Source organism: Pantoea sp. PNT03 (genome assembly GCF_014852515.1).
In the GTDB taxonomy this organism is placed as follows: domain Bacteria; phylum Pseudomonadota; class Gammaproteobacteria; order Enterobacterales; family Enterobacteriaceae; genus Pantoea; species Pantoea leporis.
The window spans coordinates 1-21,464 of sequence record NZ_JACVBT010000006.1 but is presented as its reverse complement, the minus strand read 5'-3'; the positions used below and the strand labels follow the sequence as shown (position 1 = coordinate 21,464).

Sequence of the window (21,464 nt, the reverse complement as noted above, 5' to 3'; positions counted from 1 at the left end):
ACGAGAATTCCATTAACGGGGGCGAGTTGCCTCGCCCCAAAGTCGATCAGGCGCTTTTACGCAGCAGGCCCTGTTTTTTCAGGTAAATCAGCAGAATTGAGATGGCCGCAGGCGTGATGCCTGAAATACGAGAAGCCTGGCCGATGGAAGTCGGTTTGTGATCGTTGAGTTTGGCGATCACTTCATTCGACAAGCCATTTACCTGACGATAGTCGAGCTCGACAGGCAACAAGGTGTTTTCATTGCGCAGCTGGCGATCGATCTCTTCCTGCTGACGCGCAATGTACCCTTCATATTTCACCTGAATCTCCACCTGCTCAGCAGCTTGCTCATCTGACAGTGCCGGACCGTAGCTGGCGAGTGACGTCAGCAGCGGATAGGTCATCTCTGGACGACGCAGCAGATCTTCACCGCTGGCTTCTTTGGTGAGAGGCGCACTGATCACCGCGTTCACTTCCGCCACGTTATCCGATTTTGGATGCACCCACAGATCGCGCAGGCGTTGACGCTCCTGCTCAATCGCCTCCAGTTTCTGGTTGTAGCGCGCCCAGCGGGCATCATCAACCAGACCGAGCTCGCGACCGGCTTCGGTCAAACGTAGATCGGCGTTGTCTTCGCGCAGCATCAGGCGGTATTCCGCGCGTGATGTAAACATGCGGTACGGCTCTTTCGTGCCCAACGTGCACAAATCATCAACCAGCACACCAAGGTAAGCCTGATCGCGACGTGGCGCCCAGCCCTCTTTGTCGGCGGAAGCGCGTGCTGCGTTGAGGCCGGCCAGCAAACCTTGCGCTGCCGCTTCTTCGTAGCCAGTGGTGCCGTTGATCTGGCCGGCAAAGAACAGACCGTGGATAAATTTGCTTTCCAGCGTCGGTTTGAGATCGCGTGGATCGAAGAAATCATACTCGATGGCGTAACCCGGACGGATGATCTTCGCGTTTTCCAGTCCTTTCATCGAACGTACAATCTGCATCTGTACGTCAAACGGCAGGCTGGTGGAGATACCATTCGGGTAGATCTCGTTGCTGGTCAGGCCTTCCGGCTCCAGGAAGATCTGGTGCGCATTACGATCGGCAAAGCGCATCACTTTGTCTTCGATCGATGGGCAATAACGTGGACCAATACCTTCGATGATCCCGGCATACATCGGGCTGCGATCGAGGTTATTGCGGATCACGTCATGTGTCTGTTCGTTGGTGTAGGTGATCCAGCATGGTACTTGTTGTGGATGCTGTGAAACCTTGCCCATGAACGAGAACACCGGCATCGGATTATCACCGTGCTGCGGTGTCAGCACCGAAAAATCAATCGAGCGTGCGTCGATACGTGGCGGCGTACCGGTTTTCAGACGGTTTACGCGCAGCGGCAGTGCACGCAGGCGTTTTGCCAATGGGATTGATGGCGGATCGCCTGCACGGCCACCGCTGTAGTTATCCAGCCCGATGTGGATTTTGCCATCGAGGAAGGTCCCGACGGTCAGCACCACGGTTTTGGCGCGGAACTTCAGGCCCATTTGCGTCACAGCACCGACGACACGATCGTTTTCCACAATCAGATCGTCAACCGCCTGCTGGAAGATCATCAGGTTTGGCTGGTTCTCTAATGCGGTGCGTACCGCCTGGCGATACAGTACACGGTCAGCCTGAGCACGAGTGGCGCGAACGGCGGGGCCTTTACTCGCGTTTAGTATCCTAAACTGGATACCTGCCTGGTCAATTGCCGTGGCCATCAAACCGCCTAAGGCATCCACTTCCTTCACCAGATGTCCTTTCCCGATGCCACCGATCGCCGGGTTACAGGACATTTGTCCAAGCGTATCAATGTTATGGGTGAGTAACAGGGTTTGCTGACCCATTCGGGCTGCGGCCATCGCGGCCTCTGTGCCCGCATGACCACCACCGATTACGATGACGTCAAAAGGATCTGGATAAAACATGAAGTGGGTCCTCGTTAGTGTTTCGGACAGGGATCGTTGCCCTGGGCGGTGGATTCTACTGAAATAATGTCGGCGGCGAAAGTCGCGGGATCCCGAGGTTTAAAAGAAAGGATCTTAAGTCTTTTATATGATCTTTCTGTTAGATCTACTATTAGGATCGCATCCGGCTGTTGATAACCCCAAAAAGTTCATGCCAAACAGCAAATTAGCGAGGATCATTAGCTGTGAATGATCGGTGATCCTGATCCGTATAAGCTGGGATCAAAATGGCTACTTATGCACAGCCTAAAAAAGAAACAGGCGTTGTTCTTTGGATAACTACTGGTTATACGCATGAAACAGGCCATGTTATCCACAGTTGATCGCGGGTTTAAGGTAAAAAAACAGCGCAATCAACTGGGGATCATTCTATTTTCCCGATCCCCAGCCACTAAAGATCGTTTTAAATCTGCGTTTTCCATGTGGCGACCCACACTTCGGCCGCGTCTTCCGGGATCTCATGCTCCAGCACGTCGATCTCCAGTCGATCGCCAATGCGTTTGGCGCCCAACTGGTTCAATTGCTCTTCCAGCAGTTTGATCGCGCCGCAGAAAAGATCGTATTCATGATTACCAATGCCGACTGCGCCATAACGTAAGCCAGAGAGGTCCGGTTTTGTTTCCTGCAGTGCTTCATATAAAGGAAGCAAATTATCAGGCAGTTCACCGGCACCGTGCGTGGAGGTAACGATCAGCCAAATCCCTTCCGGTTGCAGCTCATCCAGCTCTGGGCCATGCAGCACCTCGGTTGAGAAGCCCGCTTCCTGCAGTTTTTCTTCCAGATGTTCAGCAACATATTCGGCGCTGCCAAGGGTACTTCCACTGATTAACGTAATATCGGCCATGATGCTCTCCCGCACTAAAGGCGAGCATTGTACGCTGTGATCAAGCCGTGATCCACCTGTGGAAAACAGGGTTAATAGTAGAAAGCATCAGGCGGCAAGTCGCGCCATACGCGCGATCTGCCGGGGATAAGTTTGTGCACAGATTAGAGAGGGGTTACGGCTTAATGGTGCGCATGATCGGGTTTTGCAGGGAGATCAGGGTTTCGGTGGACTGAATTTCGTCGATGGTCTGGATCTTGTTGATCAACACCTGTTGCAAGGCATCGATTGATCGGCACATCACTTTGATAAAGATGCTGTAGTGGCCGGTGGTATACCAGGCTTCCACCACTTCATCCAGCGCGTCGAGTTTGCTCAGAGCCGCCGGATAATCGCGCGCGCTTTTAAGGATAATGCCGATAAAGCAGCACACATCGAAGCCGAGCTGACGCGGATCGATCTCCACGCGCGTGCCCAAAATAATACCCGCCTGACGCATCTTCTCCACCCGCACATGAATGGTGCCGGGGCTGACGTTGAACTGCTTGGCGAGCTCGGCATAGGCGGTACGCGCATTCTGTAGCAGCGCATTCAGAATGCCGCGATCCAGGTTATCCAGCTGAAGGTGTTCCGCCATTGTCCATCCTCGTTGAGTTCTTCTTCTATGAATAGAGGAGAATGTGCAGCAAATTAGCGGTGCAGGCAAGGTGCAGACAAAAGCCATGCCGTTGTCTGCCTGCTTTTTAGCGCTTACGCCAGAAGGTCACTTGCGCCTGCGTGTGCTGGAATTTGCGCGCCGTTTCGCGGATCACAAAGGGTACATCCTGCGGCGGTGCCACTTCGTCAAAGGCATCACGTAACAGACGCTGCAGCGCCTGATAGGTTGTCAGCGCTTCACCATTTTCGCGAACACCGCCCAGCCAGTTCTCTTTCGGCGTGAAATCTTCCAGCCAGGTATACGGCGATGACAGCACCAGCAAACCACCGGCGCGGATCATCGGCGTGACATCCTGCAGGAAACGTTTTGGCTGACGCAGACGATCGATCAGGTTAGAGGCCAGCACCAGATCGTAACGGTCCGGCTGCGGCTTCAGGTTACAGGCATCGCCCTGCACAAACTGAATACGCTGCGCTTGCTCAGCTTCCAGACCAAACTCTTTCAGCCGCACCTGACGATACTCCACCAGATCGCCCTCTTCGGGCACCACATAGCGGAAATCCTCACCGGAGGTCAGCTGCAGCGCAACATCAATAAAGCGCGCCGAGTAATCCATGCCCGTTACTGCCTCGAAGTGTCGCGCCAATTCAAAGCTGGCCCGCCCGGTGGCACAGCCGATATCCAGCGCCTGACCAAGCGCAGTACAGTGCGGCAGCAGCTTTTCCACCAGCGCAGCTGCGTAGTTGGGTACGTTGTAGTAGCTCGGCCCGTACTGGAAATCGAGATACTGCGACACCATGCTGTCGGTTTCATAAGGATTGAGCGTCATGCTCTCTTCATGGGAAGAAACGACATAGCGGAAACCGGCGTGCTGGAAAAAGTGACGACGGAAAGCGTAGCGCGCAGATTTCAGCGCTTCGTTGCCGGTGGAAATCCAGCTGCCACCTTTGATCAGCGCATGTTTGCCATCAAAGGTGGGTGTGGAGAAATCGTCGTAGAGCGGATGCACCTTAAAGCCTTCGAAACCGTTGGTTGGCGTCGTGGTCCACTGCCAGACGTTGCCGACGATGTCGTAAAACTCACCTTGTGCGAAGCGATCGACCGGGCTGGAGGAAGCCCAGTATGCCAGATTGATGTTGCCCGGCGCTTCAGTCCAGTCCGGCTGATCGCCGCCAACTTGCTCACGCAGCTGCGCCCATTCGGCTTCGCAGGGAAGCTGAACAGATTTACCGGTCTCTTCCGCCAGCCAGCGACAGAACGCGGCGGCTTCCAGTTGATTCACTTCCGCCGGCCAATCCCACGGCATCGCCACTTCTTCGGCCAGCACGCGCAGTTTTAGCTGATCGGGCAGCTTTTCGTCACCGACCCAGAATGTCGGCATCTGCGCACCGGAAAATTCACGCCAGCCCCAACCTTCGTCATCCCACCAGCGGCGATCGTTATAACCGTCCGCCGCAATAAAACGATAAAACTCGGCATTGCTGACCAGCATTTTACTGGCCTTAAACGGCTTCAGTTCGGTTTGCTGGCTACCGTATTCGTTATCCCAGCCATAAGTGTCGTCGGTTTTGCCCTGCTGCACACGGCCGCCGGGCATCGCGATCAGAGAATTTTCCGGTACCGATTGACGATCGTGACGCGCCTGCGGGCAAACTGGCCAGTGCGGCTGCGGCTTAACCCATTCAATCGGCAACTGGCGCATCAGCACGCTGGAGGTTTCCAGATGAATACGTTCGTGTTCTATGCCCATCAAAATCACCCACGCCGGGCTGTTCCAGTCGATCGGCAGTTCCAGCGGCATGGTGCGAATAAACTCACTCACCAGGCTTTTCACTTTGCCACGATAGTCGCGCACTTCTGCGATGGTCGGCCAGTCGTAATGGCTGTCGTTGAGATCGTCCCAACTCATCTCATCCACGCCGATCGCCATCATCGCCTCAATACGATCGTCAACGCGTTGATCGAGGTAGCGGCCCGCCATCAGCTTATTAATGTAGAAGGTTGCGGTGTGACCAAAATAGAAGATCAGCGGATGGCGCAGCGAAATGGCTTTGTTAAACCAGGCGCGCTCGTCCGCCAGGCAATCAAACAGGCTTTCATACAGTTCCCAGGTTTGGGTGAAGTACGCCAGCAGCTCGGCTCGTTTTTGTTCGGAGTGTTGGCCGGAAAGTTTCAGCGTGCGGGTCGGTGCGGGAAGTTGGGCGGTCGTCACAAGGTGCTCCAGTTTGCTAAATGCTCGAACTTATCAATATAGCAAATTAGCATTTCCGCCAGATGAATTAGCGCTGCCAGCGGCGCAGCAGACGGCTTTTCAGACCGGTATCGAAGCGCCAGATGTGATCGAAGATGCGCAGAATGCCGGGTTTGCCATGCAGCGACATTGCTACCGCGTGGAAGCGCTGTTGATGTTGGCGCTGACGCTGCTTAATGGTGCTGACGATGTCGTCCGGCAAACGCTGGGCAATAAAATCCGAAACGATCACCGCATCCGCTTCCTGCCACGCGCTGCCTTCCATGCGTTTCACCACCGCCGCAAGGCAGGCAGCGAGATCGGTACCGCCGCGAAAACGCTGGCTGAGGAAACGGATCGCCTGCTCAATGCCGTTATCAGCGGTGAGTTCATAACCGATCACTTCATGAGCAAACAGCATGATGTAGCAGCGGCGCTTATCCGCCAGCGCCACTTTCAGCAGCGCCAGGCAAAAGGCTTTGGCGCAGCGCTCATTGAAACCGCCCATCGATCCGGACGTATCAACGCAGACGATAAACGGGCCGCGCGGTTGCTCTTCATGCTGCTGGTGGCTGACCGGACTCATGGTGATTTTTTCGTGCCACGCATCGCCCTGTAGACGATAAGTCAGCAAGCGTTTCTCGACTAAACGCCGATAAAACTCCAGCTCTAATTCGCTAATGCTCAATGCCGCTAGCTCAGGTGGCAACAGACGCAGCACATCATCGCTTTGATGAATGCCGCTGACTTCTTCCGGTACGTTATCCGGTTCGCGCACCAGCTGGTGAAACGCTTCCAGCGGCGCATCCTGCGACGGCACCGATTTGGCCTCGCGGCTGCGACCCAGCTGCTGCGCCAGCTTCATCAATTCCGGCTGCTGGGCGAGGAAATCGCCGTACTGCACGATCAGTTCATAATCGCCGTGCTGCAGCGGCGCTTTGCTTAAATCCCACAGGCGTCCGGCGGCGGCTTCATCGTCATCGGTCAGGATCGGCGCCAGCTGACCGCTGATCGCCATGCGCTGCTGCAGCTCGGCCATCAAGCGTTCGCGCTGCTCTTCCAGAAGGGTTTCATTCAGCGTCAGCGTTTGCAGCGTCAGGCTGAGGCGCCAGCGTTGCAGGAACAAGGTGTGTTGCGCGTTGCTGAGCTGGTCGCTTTCAGCATTCAGCAGCAGTTTGCTGGCTTCTTCGATGAACGGCGACGGCAGGCTTTTCAGCTGCGTCATAATGTTGGGTAACTGCTGGGTGAAATGTTGCGTGCTGAGTAGCTGCATCTGTTGAAACAGCTGAAATTCCTGCGCCAGCGCTTCTGGCACCGGCGTGACTTTGATCTGCTCGGCGATCTCCGATCGCCAGCGCGGCAGATCGCGCATCATGGCTTGTTTCAGGCGGGGAAATTTCTCAAAGAACAGCGCCAGTTGCGGCGAGGCGAGCAGCGCGATAATCAGCTCTTCGATTAACTCGGTTTCGCCAATCGACAACAGCGCACTCAGCGTCTCCAGTGAGATCATTTTCTCGCCTGTTTCAGCTGTTCCGCGACATCCTGCAGGCTGGTTTCGATGCGAGCCAGCCAGTCATCGCTAATGAACAGACAGCGCTGATGCTGGCTGAACAGCGTGCGCTGCGCGCGCAGCTGGGTTTCCAGCGCGTCATATTCATCAGCGATCTCCTGCGGCATCTCGCTGCTGCTGCTGGCGCCCGGCAGCGTCAGACGCGTGGATTGCAGGCTGACATCGCGCAGCGTCAAACAGTGATGGGTATCCACCAGCATATCCAGCGTCTGACCAAAGCCGATGCCGTTCAGCTTGCCACGGATTTCACCGCCCTTCAGCAGCCACTGATCCAGCGCTTCGCGGCCAATCAGAATGTGCGTCACCTGCATGTCGTGCAGCATCAACGGTTGTTGCAGCATTAGCGTCAGTTGATCATCGGTGATGGCGGCGGGTAATTCGTAGTGCGGTTTGCGGCTGAACATGCCGCTGTGTTTCTCCAGCGTTAGCGCTTGCGCCACGCTTTGCTGCTGTTGCAGCGCCAGCCGGCGGCCTTTGATCTGCTGCAGCTTATGTAGCAGCGCCTGTTGCTGCCACGCATGTTGCGACATTAGCGTATCGATTTCGCGATCCAGCATTTTCATCGACGCCACGTCATGCCACAGGCAATCTTTCAGCAGCACTAAGTCGATGGGCGCGATGGCCACGCGGCCGCTGTAAAAGGCGCTAGCCTGCAACAGGTGAATGGCTTTCTTCCAGCGACGATCGGAAATGTACGGCGCGTCCGGCAGCGTTTCTAACTGCTGACGAAGCTGATAAATCAGTTCAAACACATGATCCGGCAAACTGACCTGGCTGATGCCTTTCTGCCACTGCTCATACTCTTCGTCGCTGATGCGCAACGATTCCGCCACTGGATTGTCGTTTTCATCCTGCTGGTGGGTGAGCATGCTGCGGAAGTTCTGCTTCTCATGCACGTTATCCAGCCACAGGCGAATCAACATGCGGTCATACAGCGCTTCGAGGCCACTATCGGCTTCCGGCAATTCGTTGGAAGCGGTAACCAGCAGGCGCATTGGGATTTTTTCTTCGCTGTCGCCATTGCGGAAGCGGCGTTCGTTGATGGCGGTCAGCAAGGTATTAAGAATCGCCGGGCCGGCTTTCCAGATTTCGTCGAGGAAGACAATTTCGGCATCCGGCAGATAACCTTTGGTCAGACGCTGATAACGCCCTTCATCTTTCAATGCCTGAATCGACAGCGGGCCAAACACCTCTTCGGGGGTGGAAAAACGGGTCATCAGGTATTCAAATGCGCGGGCGTGCTGGAAGGCATATTTCAATCGGCGGGCAATCAGACTTTTGGCGATGCCCGGCGGCCCGAGCAGAAACACGCTTTCGCCACTTAAGGCAGCCAGCAAACAGAGGCGGATCGCATGATGGCGTTCATACAGCCCTTTTTCCAGAGCGTTGCTCAGGCGAGAAATTCTTTCTGCCAAAAGATGGGGTTGAGCCATAATCACATCATTATCCTTTTGATACTGGTGCCGTCATAGTCTGGCGAGCGCAATACTCTACTGATTATCATGCGCGATTGCGTTGATAGCCGTCAGCTTTTTTGTTTCAGAAGGTTGATGCGAGAAAACTCGCCGCTTCCAACGGTTTTTTGGCGCTATTTTCGGCGAAAAACCGCGTCACCGACGCGATGGTGACACTTTGTAAGAGTAGGTTTTTTTGGGAATATGTGCATACTGTGCGCTTTTTGATGGCTTGAGCGGAAGGCAAGCGCCTCCGGCTCCAACAAAAGACAACTTATGAGCTCGGATAAGAAACAGTCCCTTGGGGCAGTCACGCTGGCGGCAATTGGCGTGGTGTATGGCGATATCGGTACCAGCCCACTCTATACATTGCGTGAATGCCTCTCTGGTCAGTTTGGATTTGGCGTGGAGCGCGAAGCGGTTTTTGGCTTCCTGTCGCTGATTTTCTGGCTGCTGATTCTGGTGGTGTCGCTGAAGTACATCAGCTACGTGATGCGTGCAGATAACGCCGGTGAAGGCGGGATTTTAACGCTGATGTCGCTGGCCGGACGAAATACCGGCGCCAGAGCCACCGCGATACTGGTGATCATGGGCCTGATCGGCGGCAGCTTCTTCTACGGGGAAGTTGTGATCACGCCGGCGGTGTCGGTGCTATCGGCGATAGAAGGTCTTGAAATTGCCGCGCCGAGCCTCGATACCTACATCGTGCCGTTGGCGATTGCGGTGCTGACCTTGCTGTTTGTCATCCAGAAGCACGGCACCGGCATTGTCGGTAAGCTGTTCGCACCGGTAATGCTGCTGTGGTTTATCATCCTCGCCGTATTGGGTGCGCGTAGCATCATTAATAATCCTGACGTGCTGCACGCCATGAATCCTTACTGGGCGCTGCACTTCTTTATTCAATACAAAAGTGTCTCTTTCTTCGCGCTGGGCGCGGTGGTGCTGGCGATTACCGGCGTGGAAGCGCTGTATGCCGATATGGGCCACTTCGGTAAATTCCCGATTCGTCTCGCCTGGTTTATCGTGGTGCTGCCTTCACTGGTGCTCAACTACTTTGGTCAGGGCGCGCTGCTGCTCAAACATCCTGAAGCGATCAAAAACCCGTTCTTCCTGCTTGCGCCGGATTGGATGCTGATCCCGATGTTGATTCTCGCCACCTTAGCCACAGTGATCGCCTCGCAAGCGGTGATTTCCGGCGTGTTCTCATTAACGCGTCAGGCAGTGCGTCTCGGCTATTTGCCGCCGATGCGCATTGTGCACACCTCAGAAGAGGAGTCCGGGCAGATCTATATTCCGGTGATTAACTGGCTGCTCTACTTCTCGGTGGTGATTGTGATTGTCGGCTTCGAGCACTCCAGCAATCTGGCGGCGGCTTATGGCATCGCGGTCACCGGCACCATGGTGCTGACCGCCATTCTCTGTTCTACCGTGGCGATTCAAAACTGGCACTGGAACCGCTATCTGGTGGTGCTGATTCTGATTGCCATGCTGATCATCGACGTGTCGCTGTTCTCCGCCAACCTGATCAAGGTGTTCTCCGGCGGTTGGCTGCCGCTGACGCTGGCGCTGATGATGTTCATCATCATGACTACCTGGAAAAGCGAGCGTTTCCGTCTGCTGCGTCGTATGCATGAGCACGGCAATTCACTGGAAGCGATGATTGCGTCGCTGGAGAAATCGCCGCCGGTACGCGTGCCGGGCACCGCGGTGTATATGTCGCGTGCGCTGAATGTGATTCCGTTTGCCATGCTGCATAACCTCAAGCACAACAAAGTGTTGCACGAGCGCGTAGTGCTGCTGACGCTGCGTACGGAAGATGCGCCTTACGTGCACAACGTCCGTCGTGTGACCATCGAACAGTTGTCGCCGACTTTCTGGCGCGTGGTGGCGAGTTACGGCTGGCGCGAAACGCCAAACGTCGAAGAGATTTTCCACCGCTGCGGTCTTGAAGGCCTGAACTGCCGCATGATGGAAACCTCCTTCTTTATGTCGCATGAATCGCTGATTATCGGCGATCGTCCGTGGTATCTGCGCCTGCGCGGCAAGCTGTTCCTCGCGCTGCAACGCAATGCGCTGCGCGCGCCCGATCAGTTTGAAATCCCACCGAACCGCGTGATCGAGCTGGGAACTCAGGTCGAGATTTAACGCTGTGCGCGTCACCAACTTAAGGTGACGCGCAATCCTCCGCTGGCGCGCTGGCTGAACTGCAAGCGAACGTCGTGCAGCTGGGCAATATTTTTCACGATGGAAAGCCCTAATCCGCTGCCGGTTTGCGCCTGTCCCGGCGGTCGCCAGAAGCGTTCACCCAACCTTATCAACTGCTCATCGCTGACGCCTGGCCCGTTATCATCAACGGTAATGGCGCGGGCATTGAGCTGCACATCAACAGTGCTGCCCGACGGCGAATAGCGCAGCGCGTTATCCAGCAGATTACGCACCATCAACCCCAGCAACAGCGGATGACCGTTCATCACCGGTTCGGCATGGCTGGTGAATTGCAAAGCGGTGTTTTGTTGTTCTGCCTGCGGGAAGTGCTCCGCCAGCAGGTTTTGCAGCAGCGGCGCCAGCGCCACCGGTTGAAACTCGCTGCGCAGATCGTCGGCTTCCACGCGTGACAGCGTTAAGAGCTGATCCACCAGACGCGTGGCACGCACGATGCCGCTATCCAGTTGTTGAATCGCCCGTTTGCGCATCGCCTCATCATCATCTGCCAGCTGAATCACTTCACTCTGCACGCGCAGTGCCGCCAGCGGGCTGCGCAGTTCATGGGCGGCATCGGAGGTAAAGCGACGTTCGCGCTGCACCAGATGCGCCATACGACTGAACAAACCGTTGAGCGCCACCACCAGCGGCTTCACCTCTTTAGGCAAGCGCGTGTCCGGCAATGGCGTGGCATCATCCGGCGCACGCTGATGCAGGGAAAGCGTGAGGCGTTTCAACGGGCGCAGCTCGAACCACACCAGCGCCAGCAGCAGCAGCAACATAAAGGGCATGGCAATCAGCCACGGCAGCAGGCTGCTGAGCGCCAGATCGCGCGTCATATCTTCGCGGTATTCCCATTCTTGCCCGACCACCACGCGATAGCGCTTATCCTCAGAGGTGAGCCACACCAGGCGCCAGCTATCTTTATCGCCGCGCAGTCGTCCATCAACAAAGCCATCGCGCTGATGATCGAATTGCAGGTCGCGACCGTTTTCGCCGTCGTTCAACAGTGGCTGGCCTGCCGCGCTGAAAATGGCAAATGCCAGCGCATCATCATCCTGATCGCCGCGATGATGGCGCAGGATCGCTTTGGTTTTCGGCAACGTCACGTCCTGCAGCGAGGTGGGATCAAGCGCTATCAGCCGTTTGGCGAACAGCATCTGCTGAGTATCAAACAGCTCGTTTACCGTATCGCGGGTTTGATGCCAGGCGCTGAGGCCGGCCAGGCCGCCGCACACTATAATCAGCAGCACAAAGCCGATGGCGAGGCGCAGAAACAGACTCATTCCGCCGCTCCCAGCGTATAACCGACGCCGTGTACGGTACGAATAAACTGGCTGCCGAGTTTCTTGCGCAGATGATGAATGTGCACTTCCACCGCATTGCTGGAGACATCTTCATCCCAGCTGTAGAGCTTCTCCTCCAGCTGACTGCGCGTCAGCACGCGGCCAGGATTACGCAGAAACAGTTCCAGCAGCGCCAGTTCGCGGCTCTTCAGGCTGACGGCTTCGCCATCGCACAGCACGCTGTGGCTGCCGGGCGCCATTACCACGTTGCCGTGTTTCAGTTCCGGCTGCAGTTGCCCATGACGGCGACGGATCAACGCCTGCAAGCGTGCCGCCACTTCTGTTAACGCAAACGGCTTACACAGGTAATCGTCGGCGCCGAGTTGCAATCCCTGGACGCGCTGATCGAGCGCATCGCGCGCGGTGAGGATCAGCACCGGCACATCGTGTTCTTGCTGGCGCCACTGACGCAGGATATCCAGACCATCGCGTTCGGGCAGCGACAGATCCAGCACCACTGCGTCCCAGGGCGCGGCGGTCAACGCCTGAAATCCGGCTTCGCCGGAGACAAACCAATCCACGCTGAAACCGAGTTTGGTCAACCCGACTTTCAAACCGTCGCCAATCAGCGTGTCATCTTCAACCAGTAAAATGCGCATTAACTCTCCTTCTGTTAAGCGGAGTTATACGAAGCACAATTGCTCTTGTACAGCGAAAATCCCGGCAAATAGACTATTTTTCATGAATGTTAGCCAGACGGATTCTCTTAAGATCCTGTTAAGAACCTTATGGTGAAATAGCTCCCGTAAACCGACACATTCATGGAAAAGAGGTGAATTATGAAAAAGTCCGCAGCTCTGTTAGCGATTGTCGCCCTGGCCGCCACGCCGGTTCTTGCCGCTCAGCAAGGTGGCTTTGTTGATCCCAATGCGCCATCCGCGCAGGTGAAGTCCGGCGGGTTCAAAGCCGATAACACCAGCGTTGTCACGGTGAAACAGGCCGAAGAGATGAAAGACGATAGCTGGATTACCGTGCGCGGTACGCTTGAGAAGCAAATCGGTGATGAGGATTATCAGTTCCGTGATGCCACCGGCACCATGAAAGTTGAAATCGATCATAAACGCTGGAACGGTTTGACCATCACGCCGAAGGATCAGGTAGAACTGACCGGCGAACTGGATAAAGATTTCAACTCCATCGAACTGGACGTGAAACAGGTACGTAAACTGCCGTAATCCCATCTCCGGGGCCGCAGCAGCGGCTCCAAAACCCCACCAAACTCAAATTCTCTCTGGCACAAGCGAAACGTTTCGATGGCGATCACATTTCCGTGATGCCGCCATTGAGTTGCCGTGCGCATTTTATACACTCCCGATCAGCGAAACGTTTCGCTGTGGAGTGGAATAAATGAAAAAAGGTCGCTTGTTAAACGCTGAAGTCTCACATGTGATTGCTCGCCTGGGGCACACCGATACGCTGACGATTGCAGATGCAGGCTTGCCGATTCCGGCCGGTCCACAGCGCATCGATCTGGCGTTAACGCCGGGTACGCCCGAATTTCTACAGGTAGTTGACGTTGTCACGCAGGAGATGCAGGTCGAAAGCGCCCTGATAGCGGAGGAGATTAAGCAGCACAATCCGCAGCTCCACAGCGCACTGCTCGCCGTGCTCGAAGCCTTGCAACAGCACCAGGGGAATGTCATCACCATCCGTTACACCAGCCATGAACAATTCAAACAACATACGCAGCGTAGTCAGGCGGTCATTCGCAGCGGAGAGTGTTCTCCGTATGCGAATGTCATCCTGAGCGCCGGCGTGACCTTCTGAGGCCGCTATGCAACCGTTATTGCAACTCAAAGGAATTGAAAAGTCGTTTCCTGGCGTGAAGGCGTTGAATGGCGCATCGCTGGCCGTTTATTCGGGACGCGTGATGGCGCTGGTGGGTGAAAACGGCGCGGGCAAATCCACCATGATGAAAGTGCTGACCGGCATTTACAGCATGGATGCCGGTTCCCTGCAGTGGCTGGGTAAGGATGTGGCGTTCTCCGGTCCAAAGGCGTCGCAGGAAGCCGGCATTGGCATTATCCATCAGGAACTGAACCTGATTCCGCAGCTGACTGTTGCCGAGAATATCTTCCTTGGCCGCGAATGTGTTAACCGCTTTGGCCGCATCGAATGGAAAAAGATGTATGCCGAAGCGGATGCGCTATTAAAGCGCCTCAATCTGCGTTTCGACAGCCACAAGCTGGTGGGCGATTTGTCGATTGGCGATCAGCAGATGGTCGAGATCGCCAAGGTGCTCAGCTTCGAGTCGAAAGTCATCATTATGGATGAACCGACCGATGCGCTGACTGATACCGAAACGCTGTCGCTGTTCCGCGTCATCAATGAACTGAAAGCGCAAGGCTGCGGCATCGTCTATATCTCGCACCGCATGAAAGAGATCTTCGAGATTTGCGATGACGTCACGGTGTTCCGCGATGGGCAGTTTATTGCCGAACGCGCGGTGTGCGATCTCAGCGAAGAGAGCCTGATCGAGATGATGGTCGGCCGCAAGCTGGAAGATCAATATCCGCGTATCGATCAACAGCCGGGCGAGATCCGCTTAAAAGTCGAAAACCTCAGCGGTCCGGGCGTTGATAACGTCAGCTTTACGCTGCGCAAAGGGGAAATCCTTGGCGTGTCGGGTCTGATGGGCGCAGGACGTACCGAACTGATGAAAGTGCTGTACGGCGCGCTGCCGCGCAGCAAAGGCAAAGTGACGCTGAACGGCCGCGAGATCGTGACCCGCTCTCCGCAGGATGGCCTCGCCAGCGGCATTGTGTATATCTCGGAAGATCGCAAGCGCGATGGTCTGGTGCTCGGCATGTCGGTGAAAGAGAACATGTCGTTGACCGCGCTGCGCTATTTCAGCACTGGCGCGGGCAACCTGCGCCACAGCGACGAGCAGCTGGCGGTGGGCGATTTTATCCGCCTGTTCAACGTTAAAACCCCGTCAATGGAGCAGCCGATTGGTCTGCTGTCTGGCGGTAATCAGCAAAAAGTGGCGATTGCGCGTGGCCTGATGACGCGCCCCGATGTGCTGATTCTTGATGAGCCGACACGCGGCGTCGATGTCGGGGCAAAAAAAGAAATTTATCAGTTAATTAACCAGTTTAAAGCCGAAGGGCTGAGCATCATTTTGGTGTCGTCGGAAATGCCGGAAGTGCTGGGCATGAGCGATCGCATCGTGGTGATGCATGAAGGCCATCTGAGTGGCGAATTTTCCCGTGAGCAAGCTACCCAGGAATCCCTGATGGCGGCGGCAGTCGGTAAGCAACACAGCGAGGAGTTAGTTGTATGAGCACCCAAACCTTACCCGCCAGCCGTCGTTGGTTTAGCAAAGCCTGGCTGCTGGAGCAGAAATCACTGATTGCATTGATCGTGCTGATCGCCGTGGTTGCCAGCCAGAGCCCGAACTTCTTCACGCTGGCCAACATGTTCAACATTCTGCAGCAGACGTCGGTCAACGCCATCATGGCGGTCGGCATGACGCTGGTGATTCTGACCTCGGGCATTGATCTGTCGGTGGGATCGCTGCTGGCGCTGACCGGCGCGGTGGCGGCATCGATTGTCGGATTAGAGGTGAATGCGCTGGTGGCCGTTGCGGCTTCGCTGGCGCTGGGGGCGGCGATTGGCGGTATTACCGGCGTGATTGTAGCGCGCGGCAAGGTGCAGGCTTTCATCGCCACGCTGGTGATGATGTTGCTGCTGCGCGGCGTCACCATGGTTTACACCAACGGCAGCCCGATCAATACCGGTTTTAACGATAACGCCGATCTGTTCGGCTGGTTCGGCATCGGTCGCCCGTTGGGCATTCCAACGCCGGTGTGGCTGATGGTCGCGGTGTTCGGGCTGGCGTGGTACATGCTGCATCACACGCGCCTTGGTCGTTACATTTATGCGCTGGGTGGCAACGAAGCGGCTACGCGTTTGTCGGGCATCAACGTTAATCGCGTCAAAATCATCGTCTATTCGCTGTGCGGCCTGCTGGCGGCATTGGCGGGCACCATCGAAGTGGCGCGTCTCTCTTCCGCACAACCTACAGCGGGCACCGGTTATGAACTGGATGCGATTGCTGCGGTGGTGCTGGGCGGTACCAGCCTGGCGGGCGGTAAAGGTCGCATCATGGGCACGCTGATTGGTGCGTTGATCCTCGGTTTCCTGAATAACGGCCTGAATCTGATGGGCGTATCGTCTTACTACCAAATGATTGTTAAAGCCGTCGTCATTCTGCTAGCGGTGCTGGTGGATAACAAAAGCAGTAAATAACTCTGACCTTCACACAGGATTTAAAAATGAAAAAGTTAACTGCATTGGCCGTCATTCTTGGCGCCACCCTCAGTGCTGGCGCGATGGCTAAGGACACCATTGCTCTGGTGGTATCTACGCTGAATAATCCGTTCTTTGTGTCACTGAAAGATGGCGCACAGAAAGAAGCTGACCAACTGGGTTATAACCTCGTGGTGCTGGATTCGCAGAACAACCCGGCGAAAGAGCTGGCGAACGTGCAGGATCTGACGGTGCGCGGCACCAAGCTGCTGCTGATCAACCCAACTGATTCTGATGCGGTGGGTAACGCCGTGAAGATGGCGAACCAGGCAAATATTCCGGTGATCACGCTGGACCGCGTAGCAGCACAAGGCAACGTGGTGAGCCACGTGGCTTCTGACAACCGCTTCGGCGGCAAAATGGCCGGTGACTTCATCGCCAAAAAACTGGGCGATGGCGCGAAAATTATTGAGCTGCAAGGCATTGCCGGTACGTCTGCGGCGCGCGAGCGTGGCGAAGGCTTCAAACAGGCAGCCGATGCTCACAAATTCAACATCCTGGCGAGCCAGCCTGCTGACTTCGACCGTACTAAAGGTCTGAACGTGATGCAGAACCTGCTGCAGGGACATCCGGATGTGCAGGCCGTCTTCGCTCAGAACGATGAAATGGCGCTGGGCGCGCTGCGTGCGCTGCAAACCGCGGGTAAAACCGACGTGCTGGTGGTGGGTTTTGACGGCACCGCTGACGGTGTGAAAGCCGTAGAATCGGGTAAACTGACCGCGACTGTGGCGCAGATGCCAGACAAGATTGGTGTGATTGGCGTGCAGACTGCCGATAAAGTATTGAAAGGCGAGAAGGTGCAGGCGGTTAATCCGGTTGACCTGAAGCTGGTGACCAAATAATAAGTAAAGAAAAGCAGGGCAACGCGCCACCGTCCTGGTGGCGCATCTTTCTGGATGAATCCCAATGACCACAAGCGCAAAACTGGCCGTTCTCGGCAGCATCAATGCCGATCACATCCTTAACCTCGCCCATTTTCCACGTCCGGGCGAAACGGTGATCGGGAAACAGTATCAAATTGCTTTTGGCGGCAAAGGGGCCAATCAGGCAGTGGCTGCGGGCCGTGCCGGTGCAGACATTGCTTTTATTGCCTGTGTAGGCGCTGATGATATTGGCGAGCGTATTCGTCAGCAGTTGCAGCAAGACCGCATTGATACCGCGCCGGTTGAAACTGTCGCAGATGAATCGACCGGTGTAGCGATGATCTTCGTGAATGGCGAAGGCGAAAATAATATCGGCATCTATTCCGGTGCCAATGCCGCGCTGACGCCGGCTCGCGTTGCGCAGCATCAGCAGGTGATTGCCGATGCTGATGCGTTGCTGATGCAGCTGGAATCTCCGCTGGAAAGCGTTCTGGCCGCCGCGAAGATTGCTCGCGCGCAGCAGACGCAAGTGATCCTGAATCCCGCACCGGCCACGGCGCTCTCTGATGAGCTGCTCGCGCTTATCGACATCATCACGCCAAATGAAACCGAAGCTGAAATTCTCACCGGCATTGCGGTAAAGAGCGATGAAGATGCCGCGCGTGCTGCTGCGGCATTGCATGCGAAAGGTATTGCTACCGTGTTGATCACGCTAGGCCGTCGCGGTGTGTGGCTGAGTGAGCAAGGCAACGGCGTGCGCATTCCGGGCTTCAGCGTGCAGGCCATCGATACTATCGCAGCGGGCGATACCTTCAACGGGGCATTTATTACCGCACGTCTGGAAGGTGTGGCGATGCATGATGCTGTACGTTTCGCCCATGCCGCCGCTGCGATTGCAGTGACGCGTCCGGGCGCGCAGCCCTCAGTGCCGTGGCGCACTGAGATTGACGCCTTCCTGCAACAACAGGGCTAAGCGCTTGGCTACCATGAAAGATGTCGCCCGCCTGGCGGGCGTCTCTACCTCCACCGTTTCACACGTCATCAATAACAATCGCTTTGTCAGCGAGCAGGTGCGTGAAAAGGTGGAACAGGCAATTCGTGAGCTGAACTATGCGCCGTCCGCGCTGGCACGCAGCCTGAAGATCAAACAAACCCGCACCATCGGTATGCTGCTGACCGCCAGCAGTAACCCGTTCTATTCCGAAGTGGTGCGCGGCGTAGAAAACAGCTGCTACGAACGCGGCTACAGCCTGATTCTGTGTAATACCGAAGGCGATGAAGAGCGTATGAATCGCAGCCTCGAAACGCTGATGCAAAAGCGCGTCGATGGTTTACTGATGATGTGCACCGAAACCCATCTGCCGTCGGCGGAGATCCTCAATCGTTATCCCTCGGTACCGATGGTGATGATGGACTGGGCGCCATTTGAAGGGCGCGGCGACATTATTCAGGACAACGCGCTGCTCGGCGGCGAACTGGCAACCCAGCATCTGATTGATCGTGGCTACACGCGCATTGCCTGTATTGCCGGTCCGCAGGATAAAACCCCCGCGCGTTTGCGTCTTGAAGGTTTCCATAAAGCGATGGCCAACAGCGGATTATCGGTTCTGCCGGGTTTTGTGGTTGATGGTGATTTCGAGTTTCAGGGCGGCTTCAACGCCATGAATCAACTGCTGACGCTGAATACGCTGCCAGAAGCGATATTTACCAGCAACGATGCGATGGCGGTTGGCGTCTATCACGCCTTGTTCCAGGCCGGATTGCGCGTGCCGCAGGATATTGCGGTGATGGGCTATGACAACATTGAGCTGGCGCGTTACCTGACTCCGCCGCTTAGTACCATTCATCAGCCGAAAGATGAGTTAGGTGAACTGGCGATTGATACCTTGATTCATCGTATGGGCGATCCCGACGCCAGTCAGCAAACGCTGGTGCTGACGCCGGAGCTGGTGGAGCGCGGTTCGGTCTAAGTCGCTTTCTTCTTTTTCTCGCGGTTGGCGATCAGATTACGCCCATCGCTCGGACGTAACATCATAAAGGTAAAGGCAGACAACACCGTGACGACGCCCATCGTCAGGAAGGTGGCGTGGAATTGCGCGACGGTTGTGGCCTCGACATCCTGATAGAAACGCAGCACTGCGGCACTCACCGCCACGCCAAAGCTGATCGACAGCTGCTGCGTTACCGCTAGCACACTGTTCCCGCCGCTGGCGTTCTCATCATTTAAATCTGCCAGCGTGATGGTGTTCATCGCGGTGAACTGCGTTGACATCGCCATCCCCAGAATCAACAGTGCCGCCAGCAACACCACCACGCTGCCACCCGGCGATTGCAGTGAGAAGGTGGCGATCAATATGCCAATAATAATGGTGATACCTACCAGCGTATGGCGATAACCAAAGCGGCGTAGCACTTGCGTCACCGTGGATTTCGCCAGCAGCGCGCCAATCGCCGTTGGACCCATCATGCAACCGGCAATCAGTGCGGGATAACCAAAGCCCACCTGCAACATCAGCGGCATCAGGAACGGAATGCAGCCGGTACCCAGGCGCGAAGCTATGTTGCCAATGATGCCGACCGAGAAGGTGCGGGTTTTAAACATTGGCAGATTAATCAGCGGTGCCGGATGGCGACGCGCGTGCACTATATAGAGAAGAAGTAACGCAATGCCGCTAAACAGCACCAACAACGCTTGCCACGGCAATACCACGCGCTCACCAAACAACTCGATACCAACCGAGATCAGCACCAGACCCAAACCAAACAGCAGGAAGCCTGAAAAGTCGAAGCGGCGTTTTGGGGTAGTGAAGTCCGGCATATATTTGCGTGCGTAGAAGATGCCGGCGATACCGATGGGAATGTTGAGGAGGAATATCCAGTGCCAGCTGGCGTAGGTCACTAACAATCCGCCCAGCATTGGGCCCAGAATCGGACCCACTAAACCCGGCATGGTAACGAAGTTCAGCACGGGCAGCAGTTCACTGCGTGGATAAGCGCGTAACAGCGCCAGGCGCGCGACGGGCATCATCATCGCCCCGCCAATCCCCTGCACCACGCGCGAGACCACCAACATGCTCAGCGAGCCGGATAAGGCGCAGGCCAGCGAACCCAGCGTAAATAGCGATACCGCAAGAATGAAGATTTTGCGTGTGCCGTAGCGATCGGCTAACCAGCCACTCACCGGAATCAGCATCGCTACCGTTAGCGTGTAACTGATGATGGCGGATTGCATGGCAAGAGGGGAACGTTCAAGGCTGGTGGCGATAGCAGGGAGCGCAGTATTCAGGATGGTGGCATCAAGTGCTTGCATGAAAAACGCCATGGCGGCGATCCAGGGCAAGCCGGCCATGCTGCGCGCGGAGCGAATCATTGAAAGTCCTTCTCGAATAATTGTCAGCCTGCGACAAAGAAATTACGTTTGGTTAAAGAGAATAGCATTGGTGTTTAAGGTGATGGCGCTGATTTATGCCGATGAAGCGGCGATTTTGACTGATTCTTCGCCGGGAAATGTCCGTTTTTAACGCGTTCGTTTAAAAAAGAGGCGCTCAGTCATTTTTTTGCAATTAACCCTTGTCAGCTCCGAATAACTCCCTATAATGCGCCACCACTGAGACGGCAAAGCGGCAACGCAGACGGCTCAGCAGGGAGTGAAGAAATTCATCCCGCCGGATGAAGACGCTGAAAAAAGTGTTTGACTCCGAAGGAGAGTAGCGTAGTATACGCCACCTCGCGACAGGCGGTTCAGTCGCTGTTCGCAACGCTCTTTAACAATTTATCAGACAATCTGTGTGGGCACTCGCAGGATTGATATCCGCGTCTCCGGACGCAAAAAAATATCAAAGCCTCACGAGTGAACACATAATGAAATTCATTATGACGTTTTACAGATGAGCACCGCTGAACTGGTTTCAGCAAATCAAACTTAAATTGAAGAGTTTGATCATGGCTCAGATTGAACGCTGGCGGCAGGCCTAACACATGCAAGTCGAACGGTAGCACAGAGAGCTTGCTCTCGGGTGACGAGTGGCGGAC

Annotated in this window: 18 protein-coding genes and 1 rRNA gene; 10 read left to right on the top strand and 9 right to left on the bottom strand. The window is 55.6% G+C overall.

The features are described from left to right. Positions 1-46 precede the first annotated feature (46 nt). The 6 genes from mnmG to ravA form a co-directional block, all read right to left on the bottom strand. Positions 47-1,936 (bottom strand): tRNA uridine-5-carboxymethylaminomethyl(34) synthesis enzyme MnmG, encoded by a 1,890-nt coding sequence (mnmG, locus tag IB226_RS19785; protein ID WP_192236794.1) that lies wholly within the window; start codon positions 1,934-1,936, stop codon positions 47-49. 442 nt (positions 1,937-2,378) lie between these two features. Then, the gene (gene mioC / locus IB226_RS19780) at positions 2,379-2,819 is read right to left on the bottom strand and encodes an FMN-binding protein MioC (protein ID WP_064738315.1); all 441 of its coding nucleotides are present in this window, start codon (positions 2,817-2,819) and stop codon (positions 2,379-2,381) included. A gap of 154 nt (positions 2,820-2,973) precedes the next feature. Further along, positions 2,974-3,435, bottom strand: a complete 462-nt coding sequence (asnC, locus tag IB226_RS19775; protein WP_008106733.1) for a transcriptional regulator AsnC — start codon at positions 3,433-3,435, stop codon at positions 2,974-2,976. 106 nt (positions 3,436-3,541) lie between these two features. Next, positions 3,542-5,668, bottom strand: coding sequence for a 5-histidylcysteine sulfoxide synthase (ovoA, locus tag IB226_RS19770; protein ID WP_192236793.1), 2,127 nt, complete (start codon positions 5,666-5,668; stop codon positions 3,542-3,544). Positions 5,669-5,735: 67 nt separating this feature from the next. Then, positions 5,736-7,196 (bottom strand): ATPase RavA stimulator ViaA, encoded by a 1,461-nt coding sequence (gene viaA / locus IB226_RS19765; protein ID WP_192236792.1) that lies wholly within the window; start codon positions 7,194-7,196, stop codon positions 5,736-5,738. Continuing rightward, on the bottom strand, positions 7,193-8,689 hold the full coding sequence (gene ravA, locus IB226_RS19760) for an ATPase RavA (protein WP_137386815.1): 1,497 nt from the start codon (positions 8,687-8,689) through the stop codon (positions 7,193-7,195). The genes viaA and ravA overlap by 4 nt, the downstream gene beginning before the upstream one ends. A gap of 297 nt (positions 8,690-8,986) precedes the next feature. Between ravA and kup the strand changes: the two genes are divergently transcribed. Continuing rightward, positions 8,987-10,855, top strand: a complete 1,869-nt coding sequence (gene kup, locus IB226_RS19755; protein ID WP_101763918.1) for a low affinity potassium transporter Kup — start codon at positions 8,987-8,989, stop codon at positions 10,853-10,855. Positions 10,856-10,866: 11 nt separating this feature from the next. Here the strand turns inward: kup and qseC are convergent, their stop codons facing one another. After that, entirely contained in the window at positions 10,867-12,198 is a 1,332-nt protein-coding gene (gene qseC, locus IB226_RS19750) for a quorum sensing histidine kinase QseC (protein ID WP_192236791.1), read from the bottom strand. Then, a complete protein-coding gene (gene qseB, locus IB226_RS19745; protein WP_192236790.1) occupies positions 12,195-12,857 on the bottom strand; it encodes a quorum sensing response regulator transcription factor QseB in 663 nt (220 codons plus the stop codon). The genes qseC and qseB overlap by 4 nt, the downstream gene beginning before the upstream one ends. Before the next feature lie 180 nt (positions 12,858-13,037). Between qseB and IB226_RS19740 the strand changes: the two genes are divergently transcribed. From IB226_RS19740 to rbsR, 7 genes are all read left to right on the top strand, one after another. Then, complete coding sequence (locus IB226_RS19740; protein ID WP_176973313.1) at positions 13,038-13,433, top strand: YgiW/YdeI family stress tolerance OB fold protein; 396 nt, start codon at positions 13,038-13,040, stop codon at positions 13,431-13,433. A gap of 172 nt (positions 13,434-13,605) precedes the next feature. After that, entirely contained in the window at positions 13,606-14,025 is a 420-nt protein-coding gene (rbsD, locus tag IB226_RS19735) for a D-ribose pyranase (RefSeq protein ID WP_137386811.1), read from the top strand. Positions 14,026-14,032: 7 nt separating this feature from the next. After that, positions 14,033-15,541 carry a ribose ABC transporter ATP-binding protein RbsA gene (gene rbsA / locus IB226_RS19730; protein ID WP_192236789.1) on the top strand — a complete coding sequence of 503 codons (1,509 nt, stop codon included), beginning with the start codon at positions 14,033-14,035 and terminating at the stop codon, positions 15,539-15,541. Then, the gene (gene rbsC / locus IB226_RS19725) at positions 15,538-16,509 is read left to right on the top strand and encodes a ribose ABC transporter permease (RefSeq protein WP_008106756.1); all 972 of its coding nucleotides are present in this window, start codon (positions 15,538-15,540) and stop codon (positions 16,507-16,509) included. Before rbsA ends, rbsC begins: the two co-directional genes overlap by 4 nt. A gap of 26 nt (positions 16,510-16,535) precedes the next feature. Beyond that, positions 16,536-17,411 (top strand): ribose ABC transporter substrate-binding protein RbsB, encoded by an 876-nt coding sequence (rbsB, locus tag IB226_RS19720; RefSeq protein WP_101763924.1) that lies wholly within the window; start codon positions 16,536-16,538, stop codon positions 17,409-17,411. Positions 17,412-17,475: 64 nt separating this feature from the next. Continuing rightward, entirely contained in the window at positions 17,476-18,405 is a 930-nt protein-coding gene (gene rbsK / locus IB226_RS19715) for a ribokinase (RefSeq protein ID WP_192236788.1), read from the top strand. Between the two features lie 4 nt (positions 18,406-18,409). After that, a complete protein-coding gene (gene rbsR / locus IB226_RS19710) occupies positions 18,410-19,402 on the top strand; it encodes a ribose operon transcriptional repressor RbsR (protein WP_192236787.1) in 993 nt (330 codons plus the stop codon). On the opposite strand, the gene mdtD is transcribed toward rbsR, so the two are convergent. Next, positions 19,399-20,802 (bottom strand): multidrug transporter subunit MdtD, encoded by a 1,404-nt coding sequence (mdtD, locus tag IB226_RS19705; RefSeq protein ID WP_192236786.1) that lies wholly within the window; start codon positions 20,800-20,802, stop codon positions 19,399-19,401. The two genes, rbsR and mdtD, sit on opposite strands and share 4 nt — an antisense overlap. On the opposite strand from mdtD, the gene IB226_RS19700 reads away from it, so the two are divergent. Then, positions 20,741-20,953, top strand: coding sequence for a hypothetical protein (locus IB226_RS19700; RefSeq protein ID WP_167391204.1), 213 nt, complete (start codon positions 20,741-20,743; stop codon positions 20,951-20,953). The two genes, mdtD and IB226_RS19700, sit on opposite strands and share 62 nt — an antisense overlap. 403 nt (positions 20,954-21,356) lie before the next feature. Next, a 16S ribosomal RNA gene (locus tag IB226_RS19695) occupies positions 21,357-21,464 on the top strand; the annotation flags it as partial.